This is a genomic window from Erythrobacter sp. 'gip.4 top 5', from assembly GCF_056495765.1.
In genome coordinates, this window is the sequence record NZ_CP200270.1 from 1,395,664 (window position 1) to 1,412,062 (window position 16,399).

General features: G+C 63.5%; 14 protein-coding genes. All 14 read left to right on the forward strand.

The window, feature by feature from the left end; translation table 11 throughout:
- Nucleotides 1–17: 17 nt before the first annotated feature.
- The 14 genes from mraY to ACRANW_RS06640 all read left to right on the forward strand — a co-directional run bounded on the left by mraY (nucleotide 18) and on the right by ACRANW_RS06640 (nucleotide 16,330).
- Nucleotides 18–1,088: a phospho-N-acetylmuramoyl-pentapeptide-transferase gene (gene mraY / locus ACRANW_RS06575; protein WP_479433728.1), complete on the forward strand. Its 1,071-nt coding sequence runs from the start codon at nucleotides 18–20 to the stop codon at nucleotides 1,086–1,088.
- A gap of 13 nt (nucleotides 1,089–1,101) precedes the next feature.
- Nucleotides 1,102–2,472 carry a UDP-N-acetylmuramoyl-L-alanine--D-glutamate ligase gene (gene murD, locus ACRANW_RS06580; RefSeq protein ID WP_479433729.1) on the forward strand — a complete coding sequence of 457 codons (1,371 nt, stop codon included), beginning with the start codon at nucleotides 1,102–1,104 and terminating at the stop codon, nucleotides 2,470–2,472.
- Entirely contained in the window at nucleotides 2,469–3,698 is a 1,230-nt protein-coding gene (locus ACRANW_RS06585) for an FtsW/RodA/SpoVE family cell cycle protein (protein ID WP_479433730.1), read from the forward strand. Before murD ends, ACRANW_RS06585 begins: the two co-directional genes overlap by 4 nt.
- Nucleotides 3,695–4,939, forward strand: coding sequence for an undecaprenyldiphospho-muramoylpentapeptide beta-N-acetylglucosaminyltransferase (murG, locus tag ACRANW_RS06590; protein ID WP_479433731.1), 1,245 nt, complete (start codon nucleotides 3,695–3,697; stop codon nucleotides 4,937–4,939). Before ACRANW_RS06585 ends, murG begins: the two co-directional genes overlap by 4 nt.
- Nucleotides 4,936–6,369, forward strand: coding sequence for a UDP-N-acetylmuramate--L-alanine ligase (murC, locus tag ACRANW_RS06595; protein WP_479433732.1), 1,434 nt, complete (start codon nucleotides 4,936–4,938; stop codon nucleotides 6,367–6,369). Before murG ends, murC begins: the two co-directional genes overlap by 4 nt.
- Nucleotides 6,366–7,331, forward strand: a complete 966-nt coding sequence (murB, locus tag ACRANW_RS06600) for a UDP-N-acetylmuramate dehydrogenase (protein WP_479433733.1) — start codon at nucleotides 6,366–6,368, stop codon at nucleotides 7,329–7,331. The genes murC and murB overlap by 4 nt, the downstream gene beginning before the upstream one ends.
- Nucleotides 7,301–8,323, forward strand: a complete 1,023-nt coding sequence (locus tag ACRANW_RS06605; protein WP_479433734.1) for a D-alanine--D-alanine ligase — start codon at nucleotides 7,301–7,303, stop codon at nucleotides 8,321–8,323. The genes murB and ACRANW_RS06605 overlap by 31 nt, the downstream gene beginning before the upstream one ends.
- Nucleotides 8,301–9,215 carry a cell division protein FtsQ/DivIB gene (locus ACRANW_RS06610; RefSeq protein ID WP_479433735.1) on the forward strand — a complete coding sequence of 305 codons (915 nt, stop codon included), beginning with the start codon at nucleotides 8,301–8,303 and terminating at the stop codon, nucleotides 9,213–9,215. The genes ACRANW_RS06605 and ACRANW_RS06610 overlap by 23 nt, the downstream gene beginning before the upstream one ends.
- Nucleotides 9,215–10,555 (forward strand): cell division protein FtsA, encoded by a 1,341-nt coding sequence (gene ftsA / locus ACRANW_RS06615; RefSeq protein ID WP_479433736.1) that lies wholly within the window; start codon nucleotides 9,215–9,217, stop codon nucleotides 10,553–10,555. Before ACRANW_RS06610 ends, ftsA begins: the two co-directional genes overlap by 1 nt.
- Before the next feature lie 163 nt (nucleotides 10,556–10,718).
- Nucleotides 10,719–12,392: a cell division protein FtsZ gene (ftsZ, locus tag ACRANW_RS06620; protein ID WP_479433737.1), complete on the forward strand. Its 1,674-nt coding sequence runs from the start codon at nucleotides 10,719–10,721 to the stop codon at nucleotides 12,390–12,392.
- A 100-nt stretch (nucleotides 12,393–12,492) separates the two neighbouring features.
- On the forward strand, nucleotides 12,493–13,962 hold the full coding sequence (locus ACRANW_RS06625; RefSeq protein ID WP_479433738.1) for an SPOR domain-containing protein: 1,470 nt from the start codon (nucleotides 12,493–12,495) through the stop codon (nucleotides 13,960–13,962).
- Nucleotides 13,963–14,136: 174 nt separating this feature from the next.
- A complete protein-coding gene (locus tag ACRANW_RS06630; RefSeq protein ID WP_479433739.1) occupies nucleotides 14,137–14,628 on the forward strand; it encodes a type III secretion system chaperone family protein in 492 nt (163 codons plus the stop codon).
- A gap of 13 nt (nucleotides 14,629–14,641) precedes the next feature.
- Entirely contained in the window at nucleotides 14,642–15,442 is an 801-nt protein-coding gene (locus tag ACRANW_RS06635; RefSeq protein WP_479433740.1) for a pyrroline-5-carboxylate reductase family protein, read from the forward strand.
- Nucleotides 15,443–15,583: 141 nt separating this feature from the next.
- Entirely contained in the window at nucleotides 15,584–16,330 is a 747-nt protein-coding gene (locus ACRANW_RS06640) for a Bax inhibitor-1/YccA family protein (protein WP_479433741.1), read from the forward strand.
- Nucleotides 16,331–16,399: the final 69 nt, after the last annotated feature.

The window sequence follows — 16,399 nt, forward strand, 5'->3', positions numbered from 1 at the left end:
CGCCAAAGGACGATTCCATGCTCTATCTTCTCGCCGAGTGGCTTGGCTTCGAAGGCATCCTCAATCTGGTGCGCTACCAAAGCTTTCGTGCCGGTGCGACGCTGATGACGGCATTGCTCATCGGCCTGATTATCGGCCCCCGCTTCATCAATCTGCTGCGCGTGCGGCAGGGCAAGGGGCAGCCGATCCGCCTTGATGGTCCGCAAACGCACCTTGCCAAGCGCGGCACGCCAACAATGGGCGGGCTGATGATCCTGACGGCGCTGACGCTGTCGCTGATTTTGTGGATGGACTTGTCCAGCCCATTCGTGTGGGCCTGTCTTGCAGTCACAATCGGCTTCGGGATCATCGGTTTCTTGGATGATTATGACAAGGTGACGAAGAACAGCCATGCGGGCGTGTCCGCACGGGTGCGATTGCTGGGCGAATTCGTGGTGGCCGGTGTTGCCTCGTGGATCATCGTCAGCCAGATCAACACCAATCTCTACCTGCCCTTCCTGACCGGCGTCAGCATTCCGCTCGGGCCGGCCTATTATGTTTTCGCGGCCTTCGTGATTGTGGGGGCGGGCAATGCGGTCAATCTGACCGATGGGCTAGACGGTCTGGCGATCATGCCGGTGATTATTGCCAGCGGTACCTTTGCGATCATTGCCTATCTGGTGGGGCGCGCGGATTTTTCCGAATATCTGGGCATCCCGCATGTGCCCGGTGCAGGCGAGTTGGCGATCTTCTGCGCGGCGATCATGGGGGCGGGCCTTGCGTTCCTGTGGTTCAACGCGCCGCCGGCGGCGGTGTTCATGGGCGACACCGGCTCGCTGGCGCTGGGCGGCGCGCTGGGCGCGATTGCCGTGGCCTCGCATCACGAGGTCGTGCTCGCAATCGTTGGCGGACTGTTCGTGCTCGAAGCGGTATCAGTGATCGTGCAGGTGTTCTGGTTCAAACGCACCGGCCGGCGCGTGTTCAAGATGGCCCCGATTCACCACCATTTCGAGCAATTGGGCTGGAGTGAAAGCAAGGTCGTGATCCGGTTCTGGATCATTGCCATCGTGCTGGCGCTGATCGGCCTTTCCACGCTGAAGCTGCGGTAGGGCACTGGGGCCGATGATCACCTCCCCTGTCTTCGCTGGCAAACGTTACGCTGTGCTCGGCCTTGCGCGTTCCGGCGAGGCGGCGGCAAATGCGCTGATTGCGAGCGGCGCAGAGGTGATCGCCTGGGATCGGCAGCCCCATGCGCGCGAGCATTTTGAGGGGCGCTGCCGGTTGATTGATCCGCTGGAGCTTGATCTCACCGGCTTTGCGGGCGTTGTGGTGTCGCCCGGTGTGCCGCTCAACACCCATCCCATTGGCCCGCACGTGTGGCAATTTGGCCTGCCTGTGATCGGCGATATCGAACTGTTCGCCAATGCCCGCAAAAGTCTGCCGCCGCACCGCGTGGTCGGCATCACGGGCACGAACGGTAAATCGACCACCACCGCACTGGTGCATCATATCCTCGTCGAAGCGGGCGTGCCGGCGGTGATGGGCGGCAATATCGGTGATCCGATCCTGGGGCAGGCGCCACTTCCCGAAGGCGGCGTTTATGTGCTCGAATTGTCAAGCTTTCAGATCGATCTCACCTTCACGCTCGATTGCGATGTCGCGGCGCTCACCAACATCACGCCCGACCACCTTGACCGCTACGCCAGTTTCGACACCTATGCAGCGTCCAAGGAGCGTCTGTTCCAGATGCAGGCGAAGGGGACCGCGCTGATCTGCGCTGAGGATGCGCCGACCTGCGCGATCGCGGACCGGTTGGCAGCAAAGGGCAAGCCGATCCTTCGGGTTGTCACCGCCGATCTGGAAGCGCAGGATCTGGCTAACGGGCGCTCACCTTCGCTTGCTGGCCCACACAATGCCCAGAACGCTGCGGTTGCCGTGGCAATCTGCCGGCAGCTCGGCCTCAACCACGCTCAGATCGCGGCGGGCCTGGCGACCTATCGCGGCCTTCCGCATCGGATGGAGCGGGTATGCGATGTTGATGGCGTGACCTACATTAACGACAGCAAGGCCACCAATGCCGCGTCGGCGGCGCCTGCACTTGCGGCGTTCCCGCCTGATCCGGCCATCAACGGGGGCGCGCCGCGTATCCATTGGATCGTCGGCGGATTGCCCAAGGATGATGGACTGGGTGCCTGCGCCGACCACCTCGGTCATGTCGCCGCAGCCTATACCGTGGGCGAGGCCGGGCCGATGTTCGCCGGCCTGCTGGACCGACAGGTGCTGACCCACCGCTGCGAACTTATCAGCGAAGCGGTGCGCCGTGCCGCGGAAGCGGCGCGTCCGGGCGACATCGTTCTGCTGTCGCCTGCCTGCGCGTCCTACGATCAATTCCGCGACTATGAAAAGCGCGGCCATCATTTCCGCCAGATGGTCAGAGCCATCACCGGCTGCGATACCGGCGATGACACCGCAGACCGGAGCATTTTACCATGACCGCACCGGCCTACACGTCCGCGCCGCGTGGTGCGGGCAATTACCTGCCGCCTGTACCCCTGCAGCGCCGCTGGCGTGATGTGTTGCGCATCTGGTGGCGTGAGATCGACAAGCTGCTGCTGCTGCTGATCGGCCTGCTGATGGCGGTCGGCATTGTCGCGGTCGCCGCTGCATCGCCCGCCAGCGCCGATCAGCTTTCGACCTCGAAGGAGCGGGTTGCCGACTTCATGTTCTTTCAACGCCACATCGTTTTTCAGTTGATGGGGCTGACAATCATGATCGGGCTCTCGTTCCTCAGCCGCGATTCCGCGCGCCGTCTGGGCATTCTGGTGGGCGCAATCATGCTCGCGCTGTTGTTCGTGGTGCCGCTGATCGGTGAAGAGAAAAACGGCGCCAAACGCTGGATCAATGTCGGCATGAGCTTGCAGCCGTCCGAATTTCTGAAACCCGGCTTCGCGATTATCTGCGCCTGGATCCTGAGCTGGCGGCTGCGCGATCCGGGCCTGCCGGTGGTGCTGTATGTCAGCGGCTTGATGGCGTTGATCGCCGCGCTGCTGATGCTGCAACCCAACCTTGGCGATGCGATCCTGTTCGGCGGGATCTGGCTGGTGATGGTGTTGCTGGCCGGGATGCCATGGCAGCGGCTGGCGGCGCTCGGCGGCGTGGTGGTGGCGGGCCTGACGCTGGCCTACGTCTTTTATGATAACGCCCGCCACCGCATTGACGGCTTTCTGGGGGGCGGCACGGCTTTCGATCAGGTCGACCTGGCGCAACGCACAATCACGGCCGGGGGATGGACTGGCACTGGCCTGTGGCTGGGTATCCGAAAGATGAACCTGCCCGAGGCCCACACCGATTACATCTTTTCGGTAATTGGTGAGGAGTTCGGCCTTATCACCTGCGCGCTGATCGTGCTGCTCTATTGCGCACTGGTGCTCCGGGTGCTGGTGCGGCTGGTGGGGGAAGACAATCTGTTCGCGCTGTTGGCGGCCACCGGCCTTATCACCCAGTTTGGCGGGCAGGCCTTCATCAACATGCTGGTGAACCTCAAGCTGTTCCCGTCGAAGGGGATGACTTTGCCGCTGATCTCCTATGGCGGCTCATCGACACTGGCGGTGTGCTTCACGCTTGGGCTATTGCTGGCGATCACTCGGCGCAATCCCTTCCTCGCCCGTGAGGGCGGGACGTTGCGCGATCTGATCGAACGCAAGGATACGCCCGCATGAACAGTCCCACACCAACCGGCACGCCCAAGGGGGCCACGCGCCATTTCGTGCTGGCGGCAGGCGGCACCGGCGGGCACCTGATCCCGGCCTTCGCACTGGCCGTAGAGTTGCACGCGCGCGGTCATCACGTGGCGCTGATCACGGATGAGCGCGGCGCGGCGATCCCCGGCAAGCCTGACTTTCTGACCGCCCATGTCTTGCCCGCCGGACGCTTTGGCAAAAATCCGTTGGGCTGGCCTGCGGGGATCAGCGCGGTGCTGGAAGGCCGCGCCATGGCGCTGCGCCTGTTCGACACCTTCGCGCCTTCCGCCATCGTCGGCTTTGGCGGCTATCCGGCACTGCCGGCTCTGCTTGCCGCCACCGCTGTCAAATTGCCGAGCGTTGTGCATGAACAAAACGCGGTGCTTGGCCGTGTGAACCGGCTGCTGGCAGGCCGGGTGGACGCGATCGCGACCTCATATGACAAAGTTGACCGGCTCAACCCCAAGCACGCGGGCAAGGTGCGCCTGACCGGCAATCCGGTGCGGACCGAGGTGCTGGGCTTGCGCGATCAGGACTTCCCGGCCTTCACCGATGAAAGCCTGCTGCGCATTCTGGTAACCGGCGGCAGCCAGGGCGCGCGCGTGTTGTCCGACGTGGTGCCCGATGGTCTTGCCATGCTCCCGCCTGCCCTGCGCCAGCGGTTGCAGGTGACCCAGCAATGCCGTCCCGAAGATCTGGAAGCCGTGCGGACGCGTTATGCCAGCCACGACATTCCGGCGGAACTGGGCACCTATTTTGAAGACATGCACGAACGGCTGGCCGATGCGCACCTGTTCATCGGGCGCGCGGGCGCTTCGACGATTGCGGAGCTGACTGCTGTGGGCCGGCCTGCGATCCTTGTGCCGCTGCCCATCGCGACCGATGATCATCAGGCGGTGAACACCCGCGAAATGGTCAAGGCGGGCGGTGCGCGGATGATCCGGCAGGAGGCGTTTCAGCCCAAGGAACTCGCCAAGCAAATCCAGGCGATGGCGATGAACCCGGCCAGCCTCGCCAATGCGGCGCACTGCGCCTTCAATTGCGGACGCCCCGATGCGGCCAGCGATCTTGCCGATCTGGTGGAAAGCATGAGCGGGATCGATCTGATGGACGTGATCCGGGTGGGGGAGGGCGCACGCAGCTCCGCTCAAACCGCCACCCGCCCACAGGCCGCGACCCGCAAGGCCGCCAGGGATGCAGTGGAGCACACCGCATCATGAAGGGCGTTGGCACCGACATCGGAACCATTCATTTCGTCGGCATCGGCGGGATCGGCATGTCCGGCATCGCGGAAGTGATGCGCAATCTTAGCTACACGGTCCAAGGCTCCGACATTTCCGAAAGTGCCAGCGTTGAACGGCTGCGCGCGCGCGGGATCACTGTGCATATCGGCCATGCCCGTGAGAATGTGGAGGGCGTCGCTGTGGTCGTCACTTCAACCGCGGTACGTCGCACCAACCCCGAAGTTGCCGCAGCGCTGGAAAACCGCATTCCTGTTGTGCGCCGCGCCGAAATGCTGGCCGAACTGATGCGGCTGAAATCCACGGTCGCGGTGGCGGGCACGCATGGCAAAACCACCACCACCAGCATGATCGCCACGCTGCTGGATGCCGGCGGCATTGACCCCACGGTCATCAATGGCGGGATCATCGAGCAATATGGCTCGAACGCACGGCTCGGCGATTCCGATTGGATGGTGGTGGAAGCCGACGAAAGCGACGGCAGCTTTCTGCGGCTTGACGGCACCATCGCGGTCGTCACCAATATCGATCCCGAACACCTAGATCACTACGGCGATTTTGACGGTGTGAAGAAGGCGTTTGTGGAGTTCATCCACAATGTCCCCTTCTATGGCGCCGCGGTGCTGTGTGTGGATCATCCGGTCGTGCAGATGGTGATCGGCGAGGTCCGCGATCGCAAGGTCGTGACCTACGGCTTTTCGCTTCAGGCCGACATTTGCGGTGTGAATGTGCACAGCAGCGCAGGCGGCAATACATTCGATGTGATCGTGCGCCAGCGCGGATTGGAAGATCGCCGGATCGAAAGCGTGCATTTGCCGATGCCGGGCCGCCACAATGTGCAGAACGCCCTCGCCGCGATTGCCGTGGCGGTAGAGATGGGATGTAGCGATGACGTAATCCGCACTGGCTTTGCCCGTTTTGGCGGGGTGCGGCGGCGCTTTACCAAGGTTGGCAGCATCGCCGTGGATGGCGGCGCGGTGACCGTGATCGACGATTACGCCCATCACCCGGTCGAAATCCGCGCGGTGCTGAGCGCCGCACGCGAAGCGGTCGCGGGAACGCATGGCCGAGTGATCGCTGTGGCGCAGCCGCACCGCTATTCGCGCCTCAATGATCTGATGGACGCCTTTCAATCGTGCTTCGATGATGCGGACATCGCCTATGTCGCGCCGGTCTATTCCGCTGGCGAAGATCCGCTGCCGGGTGTCGATCACGCTGCATTGGTAGCCGGCATGAAGGCCCGTGGGCATCGCGCTGCGCACGAGATTGCCGGAGAGGACGCTTTGGCGGAAACCCTGGCCAATGAAATCGTGTGCGGCGACATGGTCGTGTGCCTTGGAGCCGGCGACATCACCCGCTGGGCCGCCGCGCTTGCCCCGGCCATCACCGCCAGGCGGGAGGCGGCATGAACCAGCCTGGCGACGGCTATGAATTTGATAACGGCGCAGCGCCAACATGCGCGGTCGAAGGTGGCGTTTCCACGCTTGTCCCGCTGGAGGGCATTCGCGGCAGGCTGACATGCAAGGCGCCGCTTGCGCCTTACACGTGGTTCAAGACGGGCGGGCCGGCTGACTGGCTGTTCGAACCGGCCGATCTGGCTGACCTCAAGAGCTTTCTGGAACGGCTTGGCGGGGAAACGCCGGTGATGGCGCTCGGCCTCGGCTCGAACATGATCGTGCGCGATGGCGGAGTTCCCGGCGTGGTTGTGCGGCTGGGCAAGGCGTTTGCAGGTTGCGCGGTTTCGGGCGCGCATGAAATCACCTGCGGCGCAGGCGCGAGCGGAATTCTGGTGGCTTCCACTGCGCGGGACAATGGCATTGCAGGGCTGGAGTTCTTGCGCGGTATTCCCGGCACCGTGGGCGGCTTCGTGCGGATGAACGGCGGTGCCTATGGGCGCGAGGTGGCCGATGTGCTGCGCGATTGCGCGGTGATCCTGCCCGATGGTGCACTGGTCACGCTCACCGCCGCCGAACTTGAATACAGCTATCGCCACTCGGCGCTGCCGGATGGAGCCATCGTCGTCTCGGCGCGGTTTGCGGGGCACGCGGGCGATCCGGCCGAGATTGGCGCAGAAATGGACCGCATCGCCGCCGCCCGCGAAGCCAGCCAGCCGCTGCGTACCAAGACCGGCGGTTCGACCTTCAAGAACCCCGATGGCAAGAAGGCGTGGCAGTTGGTAGACGAAGCCGGCTGCCGCGGCTTGACGCTGGGCGGGGCGCAGGTGAGCGAGAAGCACACCAACTTCCTTATCAACACCGGCACCGCCACCAGCGCCGATATCGAAGGGCTGGGGGAACTGGTGCGTGACAAGGTCTATGCGCAAACCGGCGTAAGTCTTGAATGGGAAATCCAGCGAGTGGGACGGCCGTGAGTTTTGACAAGCCTTTGCACGTCGCCGTCCTGATGGGCGGCTGGGCAAACGAGCGCGAGGTTTCGCTCACGAGCGGCGCAGGCGTCGCCGATGCGCTGGAGGACAAGGGCCACCGCGTCACCCGGATCGACATGGGCCGCGACGTTGCGCTGCGGCTGGCTGAGGCCAAGCCCGATGTCGTCTTCAACGCGCTCCATGGTGTTCCCGGCGAGGATGGTACCGTGCAAGGGATGCTTGATCTGATGGGGCTGGCCTATACCCATTCCGGGCTCGCCACGTCGGTGATCGCAATCGACAAGCAGCTGACCAAGCAGGCACTGGTGCCCTATGGCATCCCCATGCCCGGCGGACGCATCGTGACGCGCGAGGAGCTTTACCAGCGCGATCCGCTGCCGCGCCCCTATGTGCTGAAGCCTGTCAACGAAGGCTCATCGGTCGGCGTCGCCATCGTGACCGACGGCAGCAATGTCGGCAATCCCATCTCTTCGCAAGCCAAAGGCCCGTGGCAGGAATTCGCCGAATTGCTTGCCGAACCCTTTATCAAGGGCCGCGAACTCACCGCCGCGGTGCTCGATGGTCCTGATGGCCCGCGCGCGCTCGGCGTGACCGAACTCGTCATCGACAGCGGCTTTTACGATTTCGAACACAAATACACCGCCGGGCGGACCGAGCACATCTTCCCCGCACAGCTTCCGCCCGCGATCACCGCGCTGTGCGAGCAATATGCGGTCAAGGCGCATCAGGTTCTGGGTTGCCACGGCACCAGCCGCACCGACTTCCGTTGGGACGAGGAGGCGGGCGAGGACGGCTTGTTCGTGCTTGAAACCAATACCCAGCCCGGCATGACACCGCTCAGTCTGGTGCCCGAGCAGGCGGCAGGCCGTGGTATTGCCTATGCCGATCTGGTCGAGATGCTGTTATCCGAGGCATTGCGGGTCCATGCGGCCCGGCAGGCAAAGGGGGGCGGCAATGGCGCAGCAAATCCGGCGTAACGGCACCTCCGGCGTCCGCCGCGCGGCCAAGGTGCAGAGCCGCAACCAGACCGCGCGGCGCGCGCGAGGGCAGGCGAGCGGCATTCTTGACAAGGCGATGGGCATTCTGCCCTTTACCGAGGACCAATGGAGCCGCATCTGGCTTGCCGTGATCATCGGCACAGGCGTCGGCGTGGCCTTCGTGATTGCCAGTCTGGCTGGCGTACCGGCTCTGGCGCACGCCCAGGTCGCGCGGATCGCCGCTGACGCCGGTTTCGAGGTGCGTCACGTGCGCGTGACCGGCACAGCGCGGATGGACGAACAGCAGGTCTATGCCCGTGCGCTCGCCACCCGCAATCAGGCCATGCCGGATGTTGATGTGGAAAAGCTGCGCGCGGAATTGCAGGCTTTGCCATGGGTCAAGGATGCGCGCGTTTCGATCCAGCTGCCGCACACGCTGGCGATCGACATTGTCGAGCGTACGCCGCACGCGGTGCTGGAAAAGGCGGATCGGTTGGTGCTGATCGATCCGGCCGGGATCGAACTGGAGCCGGTTTCGGCGGAAACAGCCAAAGGGATGCTGCGGCTTGCCGGGCCGGGCGCGAGCAAGCAGGCACGCAACCTCGAAACGCTTCTTGCCGCTGCACCAGCTCTCGCGCCCAAGGTCGAGGCGGCTGAATGGGTCGGCAATCGCCGCTGGAATCTGACCTTTGCTACCGGGCAATTGCTCGCCTTGCCCGAAGGCGAGGTCGCCGCAGCAAGCGCGTTGGTGAAGTTTGCGCGGCTTGACGGGCAGAATCGTCTGCTGGGCGGCAAGGTGCTGGCCTTCGACATGCGTACTCCGCCGCGGCTGTATCTGCGCCTGCCCGAGGCGGTAGCCAAGCCCAAGTCCGTTGATGGGAAGACCACCTGATGACCAGTCGTCCCTCTCCGCCCCGTCCCGCCGCCGCGCCGCGTCGCCTTGCGCGCACCTATGCTGCCGTCAATGTCGGCTCGTTCCGCATTTCCGCCATGATCATGGGTGAAACCGAGACCGGTGAATTGCAGGTGCTGGGTTCCGGGCATCGGGCCAGCGCCGGGGTCAAGCGGGGTTATGTCACCGACATGACCGCTGCGGCCCACGCAATCCGGGACGCGGTCGAGCGTGCCGAGAAAAGCGCCAACACGCCAGTACGACGCGTGTGGATCGCCTGCGCCGGAGCGGGTCTTGCCAGCCATGTGGTTGCGGTCGACATTGAAATCGGCGGCCGACGGATCGAGGATGAGGATGTCGAGCAATTGTTGATCCAGGCGCAGGACATGATCCAGCCGGACGGTCGCAAGGTGCTTCACGCCCGACCTGCGCATTACACGCTTGATGGCGCACACGGGGTTGCCAATCCGCGCGGGCTTCACGCCGAACGGCTCGGCGTGGATATCCACGTGATGCTGGCCGATGGTGCACCGGTTCGCAACCTGACCGAAGCGGTGCAGAACGCGCATCTTGAAGTTGAAGCCGTGGTCGCAGCGCCCTTGGCGGCGGGCCATGCCTGCCTGACGCCAGAAGAGCGCGAACTTGGCGTTGCGCTGGTTGAGATCGGTGCAGATATCACCAATGCTGCGGTGTTTGCGGGCGGGATGCTGCTGGGGCTGCGTGCGGTACCGATGGGCTCCGCTGATATCACCGACGCGATTGCCAGCAGCTTTGGCATCCGCCGCTCTCAGGCCGAGCGCCTCAAATGCGTCGCCGGGTCAGCCGTAGCCAGTCCGGCGGATCACCGCGAGCTGATCCCGGTCAACGGCCCCGGTGACGGCGGGGAGGGCGCGTCTGCCGGTCCCCTGGCCCGCGGCGCGGATGACAAGAACCGCATTTTGCGGGCTGAATTGGTCGCGGTGGTGACGCAGCAATTGGCCGTGCTGACCGGTGAGGTTGGCAAGGCCTTGAAGGGCATGGGCTTTGCTGGCAGCCGCGCCGGGCAGGTGGTCTTGACCGGTGGCGGCGCAGAGCTTGCCGGATTGGCGGATTTCATGCAAGGCGCGCTGGGACAGCCGGTGAGGCTCGGTCGGCCGCCGCAGATTTCCGGAATGCCAGAAGCGCATCACGCTCCTGGTTTTGCAACACTGGCCGGCCTGTGCCTTTATGCTGCGGAAGATCCGATCGATATCCGCTCTGTGGGTGCTGGGCGGGGCGGCGCTTACCGGGTGCTTGCGCGTGAAACCGGGGTCATGGCGCTGTTGATGCGGCTGGTTCGGGCGGCGAAAGAGTATTTCTGACGGCCTATAATCGCCTTAAGCGGGCCCAACACCGCAGAAATGCGCCCCAGCGTTGTGGATAAGGGCTTTGCCGCGATAAAATGTGTGGCCTGTTTATGTCAAAAACGAATATTGCGAGGTTAGAGGTGGCAAACCGTAATTCCCGCGCCTGGAGGATCAGCTGATGAGCATCAATATCGGACCCGCAGCGAGCGACGATCTACGCCCACGCATCACCGTGATCGGGATTGGCGGAGCCGGTGGCAACGCGATTGCCAATATGATCGCCGCCGAGATTGAGGGTGTTGAGTTCATCGTTGCCAACACCGACGCGCAGGCGCTCAGCACGTCTCCGGCTGAACGCCGCATCCAGCTTGGCCCGGACATCACCGGCGGTCTTGGCGCAGGTGCGCGCCCCGAGGTGGGCAAGGCTGCAGCGGAAGAAACCGTCGCGGAGATCGAAAGGGCGCTGGAAGGCGTCAATATGTGCTTTATCGCGGCCGGCATGGGCGGAGGCACTGGCACGGGCGCCGCGCCTGTCATCGCAGAAGTTGCGCGCCGCATGGGCGTGCTGACCGTAGGTGTCGTGACCAAGCCGTTCCTGTTCGAAGGCACCCGCCGCATGCGCGCAGCCGAAGCCGGGATCGACGAGCTTCAGACGCAGGTCGACACGCTGATCGTGATCCCCAACCAGAACCTGTTCCTCGTCGCCAAGGCGGAGACGACCTTCAAGGAAGCCTTCCAGCTTGCCGATGAAGTGCTTCAGCAAGGCGTGCGCTCGATCACCGACCTGATGGTGATGCCGGGTCTCATCAACCTCGACTTTGCCGACGTGCGCTCGGTCATGAGCGAAATGGGCAAGGCCATGATGGGCACCGGCGAGGGCGAGGGCGAGAACCGCGCGCTTGACGCGGCGGAACAGGCGATTGCCAACCCGCTGCTCGATGGTGTTTCGATGGCGGGCGCCAAGGGTGTCATCATCTCGATCATCGGCGGCGAAGACATGCGCCTGCTCGAAGTCGACGAGGCCGCCAATCACATCCGCGAGTTGGTGGATGAAGACGCCAACATTATTTGGGGCAGTGCCTTTAACCCTGATCTGAAGGGCAAGATTCGCGTTTCGGTGGTCGCCACCGGGATCGAACAGAGCGCGATCGGTCATGTCGATCGCTCGCAATCGGTCTCGCTCGGCCAGTCGCGTGCGCCCAAGCGTCCGGTTCTCGAGCTTTCGGAAGATGAAGGCCTGATGGAACTGCCACCGGTCGCCGAGGCGCCCAAACCTGCGGCCCCAGCGCCTGAACCGACCCCGCCTGCCGCTACTTCCGTGAGCTATGATGACGACGCGCTCGATCTTTCGGATGAGGCAACCGATGCAGCGTATCCGCCTGCCGCGCCGTTTGAACTCAGCGGGATGCAGGCGGGTGACGGCTACAGCAGCGAATATGACGAGGACGTCGATGACATCGTCGATCCGCTGGCCGGACTGCGTGGCGCCGACGAAGGCAGTGGCTTTGGTTCCGCCGGCGCTCCGGTGTCGCAGGACGATCCTGGAATGCTTGATCTGGGTGAAGGCTACACCGCCTACGAATACGCGCCTGAACAGGATGATCTGCTTGCCAATGCCGACCGTCTTGCGGCGGAAGATCGCCCGGTTGAAGCCAAGCTTGGTGGTGGCCGCAGACGCACGTTGCTGGGCGGGTCGGCCAGTGAAGGCGCCAATGGTGGCGGAAGCACGTTGTTTGAACGGATGGCCAACCTGTCACGCAGCAATGCGCGCGATGATGAGGAAGACGATGATGGCGATGACGGTCCGGCCCTCAGCATTCCGCGGTTTCTTGGACGGCAGAACAACCAGTAAGGCCGCCGCCGTAATGCCGTCCGGCGCGTGCGCGGTGCTGTTCGCCGCGCCGTTTTGCCGGGCCCTTGGCGGCGGGCGGCAGGCCCGTTAGAGTAACGTGATGATGTTGCGTGCGCCCATTCTGCCCACTGTTGGTGCCGTGCTGCTTGCCGGTGCTTCCACTGGCGCAGCGTCGCAGGAGATGATTGCTCAGCCGGTCGTTCAACCACTTCCCGCGCCGGAGGTTCAGCGGCTCAATCGTGCACTCGTCTCACTTGCCAAGACGCCGCGCGATCGGGATGCGCTGATCGAAGCGGGCCGGGCGTCACTTAGCGTCGAAGATCTCGAAGCCGCCATCGGGTTTTTCGGGCGCGCAGCAGAGGTTGATCCGGGCCACCCGGCGGTCGCGCAGGGGCTGGGATCGGTTTATTTGCGTGCAGGCCGGGCCGGTGAGGCGCTGCTCCAGTTCGAGCGCGCGCTGTCCGGCGGCGTTGATGAGCGTACAATTTTGAGCGATCAGGCGCTTTCGCTCGACCTGGTCGGTGATCAAGCGGCCGCGCAGACAGCTTACACGCGGGCGCTCGGGCTTGATCCGGCCAATGACGAAGCCCGCCGCAGGCTCGCCATCAGCTTTGCGATTTCCGGCAACCGTGCGCGGTTTGAAGAGACATTGCGCCCCCTGCTCGACCAGCGCGATACAGCCGCTCAGCGGTCACGCGCCTTTGGCCTGGCAATCCTGGGCGATGGCGACCGTGCGACCGCGATCGTCGAGCAGATTATGCCTCGTGATCTGTCGACGCGATTGGTGCCCTATCTGGGCTATATGCCGCGCCTGACCAAGCCGCAGCAGGCCGCCGCCGCCAATTTGGGAATATTCCCTCGCGCTGCTGATATCGGCCGTGATGATCCCCGGCTGGCCCGGTTTGCCAATGAAGAGCGGGCAGATAGCCGGCTTGCGCCGTCCGGGCCGCCGCTCAATGCGCGGCCGGTTCCCGCTGCGGCGAACCCGGTGCCCACAGCCGCATCCGCCCCGGCTCGCGTCGCGACCGTGGCGCCGGTCAACGTCACAACAACAGCAGCAGCAGCGCCCGCGCTGCCGCAGGTTGCCGCGCTTCCGCCTGCGCCTCTGTCGCCGCCTCCTGCACAGCCGCCCGCCGCACCGCTGCGCGTGGCTGATGCTTTTGCCGACCTGGTCACCGCCCCGCTTCCCGATGCACGGGTGAGTGGCGATGCGGTCGACATCACGCGAATCGCCGTGAAGCGAGAATTGCCCGCGCCGCCACCTGAAAAGGCGAAGCCGAAAGAGCCGCCCAAGCCTGTGCATCCCAGCCGTGTGTGGGTACAGGTCGCCACGGGCAAGAACGTCAAGGCCTTTGGCTATGACTGGCGCCGCATCGCAAAAGAGGCAGGCGCGCCGCTCGCCAAGTTCACACCGCACACCACCCCTTGGGGGGAGGCAAACCGTCTGCTCGCGGGGCCGGTCGAAAACCGGGACAAGGCGCAGGCGCTCGTGCGCGAACTGAAAGCCAACGGCGTTGACAGCTTCTTGTACGTCAGTCCGGATGGCGAGGAAATTCAGCCGGTTAAGTAGATATTTCGGGTCATCCTCGACGATCTATGCACAGGCTTTGCACAGGTCTGTATGGTTCTCCCCAGCCGCTCTGGTCCGTGCGATTGCCAACCGCCCCGCTAACCGTTCATTCGTTGCGCCAATGGTGCAATCGACCCCCTTCCCCGTGAACGCCCGGCCGTGAGAGTGCAAAACATGGACTATTCCGCCGAGGACGATGCCGCCCCCGTCGAAATGCTCGCCAGCTTGTTTACAGCGCGTGGTTGGCCGTGCGAGTTGGTCTCGGATGACGAGATGACCGGCGAAGTGCAGGGCAGCTGGGCGAATTATCAGTTGCGCGCTATTTGGCGGCCGGAAGATGGCGTGCTCCAGTTCCTGTGCCTGCCCGATATTCGCGTTACCGAGGATAAGCGTGCAGCCGCCTATGAATTGCTGTGCCTCGTCAATGAACAGATGTGGCTCGGCCATTTCGATATCTGGTCGAGCGGGGACGTGCTGCTTTACCGCCACGGCGCGCTGTTGGGAGATGATGGGCGGCTCAGCATCGACATGGCGCAGGCGCTGGTCGAAAGCGCGATTGACGAATGCGATCGGTTCTACCCCGCATTCCAATTCGTGCTGTGGGGGGACAAGAGCCCGCGGGCCGCGCTGGACGCCGCAATGGTTGACGCGGCGGGCGAGGCCTGAAAGGCTTAGAGCCATGACACAGAAACTTCTTATCATCGGCTGCGGCAATATGGGCGGCGCCATGCTGGCGGGATGGCTGGCGGCGGGCGAAGCGCCTTCGCGCTTTGCCGTGCTTGACCCCGCCCTTGCTGAAACCCACGATGGCGTGGCGCTGTATCGCAGTGCCGATGAAGCGGCGGCGACCGGACATGACGGCGTGATGCTGGGGATCAAGCCGCAGCAATTGGGCGCGCTTGGGCCCGGCTTGCAGCCGCTCACGGGTTCGGGCGTGACGGTGTATTCGCTGCTTGCCGGGATCACGCTTCCCCAATTGGCGCAGGCTTTCTCGGCAGCCTCCGCGCATGTCCGGGTGATGCCGAACCTGGCATCACGCATCAACAAATCACCGGTGATTCTTTGCGAAACGGGTATGGGCGAGTCGTCCCGTGCGGCTGCTCTGTCATTGTTTGACAAGCTGGGCAGCGCAATTTGGCTTGCGGACGAGGGCAAGTTCGATCTCGTGACCGCGCTGGCAGGGTCGGGTCCGGGATTTGTCTATCGTTTCATCGATGCGCTTGCTGGTGCAGCGATTGATCTGGGGCTGGACGATACCACCGCTGCGAGTCTCGCTCTGGCCACCGTTGAAGGTGCGACCGCCTTGGCGGCGCGCGCCGATGTTGGCCCGGCGGCGCTGGCCGATCGCGTTGCCAGCCCCGGCGGCATGACGCGAGAAGGCCTTGATGTGCTTGACAAAGATCAGGCCCTTCGTCGCCTGCTTTCCGATACCTTGCGCGCAACACGCGATAAAGGTGCGGCGCTTTCGCAGGGAAGTTAAGATTAACATTGGTTAAGCTGAACCGATTGCACCGTTTGCAATCCGGTTTTGCTTGAAAATTGGGGCCGAAACACCGATATTCCCAATATTGGAAGGCGCGGGCGTTTCCGTGCTCCGCTAAGAAAGGCTAAGGGTTTCGCAATGGCTGACTGGAATGACACCTCGCGCAATGCGCAGCGTTTGGGCTCCGTGCCCCGCGCCGGAGGCGACGTCGCTGGCCGCGCGGGCTATGACGAGGGCCTGCGCAAGCACATGCTCTCGATTTACAATTATATGTCTTCGGGCATCCTTCTGACAGGGATTGTCGCCTTGCTGGCGTTCACCAGCGGCGTGGCCGAAACCATCTTCACAGGCGGCGCGCTGCGCTGGATCGTGGCGCTCTCACCGATGGCGATCGTGTTCGCGATGAGCTTTGGTGCCAATCGCTTCAGCACCGGAACGCTCCAGTTGATGTTCTGGGGCTTTGCTACGCTGATGGGTCTTTCGCTGTCGTCCGTATTCCTGGTTTACACCGGCGGATCGATTGCCACGACCTTCTTCGCCACGGCTGCCGCTTTCGCGGGTCTGTCGCTGTTCGGCTACACCACCAAGAAGAACCTGTCCGGCATGGGCAGCTTCCTGATCATGGGTGTGATCGGCCTGCTGGTGGCGATGGTGATCAACATGTTCCTGCAGAGCCCTGCGTTTCATTACGCGATCAGTCTGATCGGTGTGCTCATCTTTGCGGCTCTTACCGCATATGACACGCAGCGTTTGAAGAATGAGTACGAATATCTGCGCGGCACGCAGTTCGCAGGCAAGGCTGTCGTCCTTGGCGCGCTCTCGCTCTATCTCGACTTCATCAACATGTTCACGTTCCTGCTCAGCTTCCTCGGTAACCGCGAGTAATTGTGCAGCATGGGCTAACGCCCTGTCGCAGAAATGTTGAAATATCAGATGCCCGGGGCCTTTCCATAG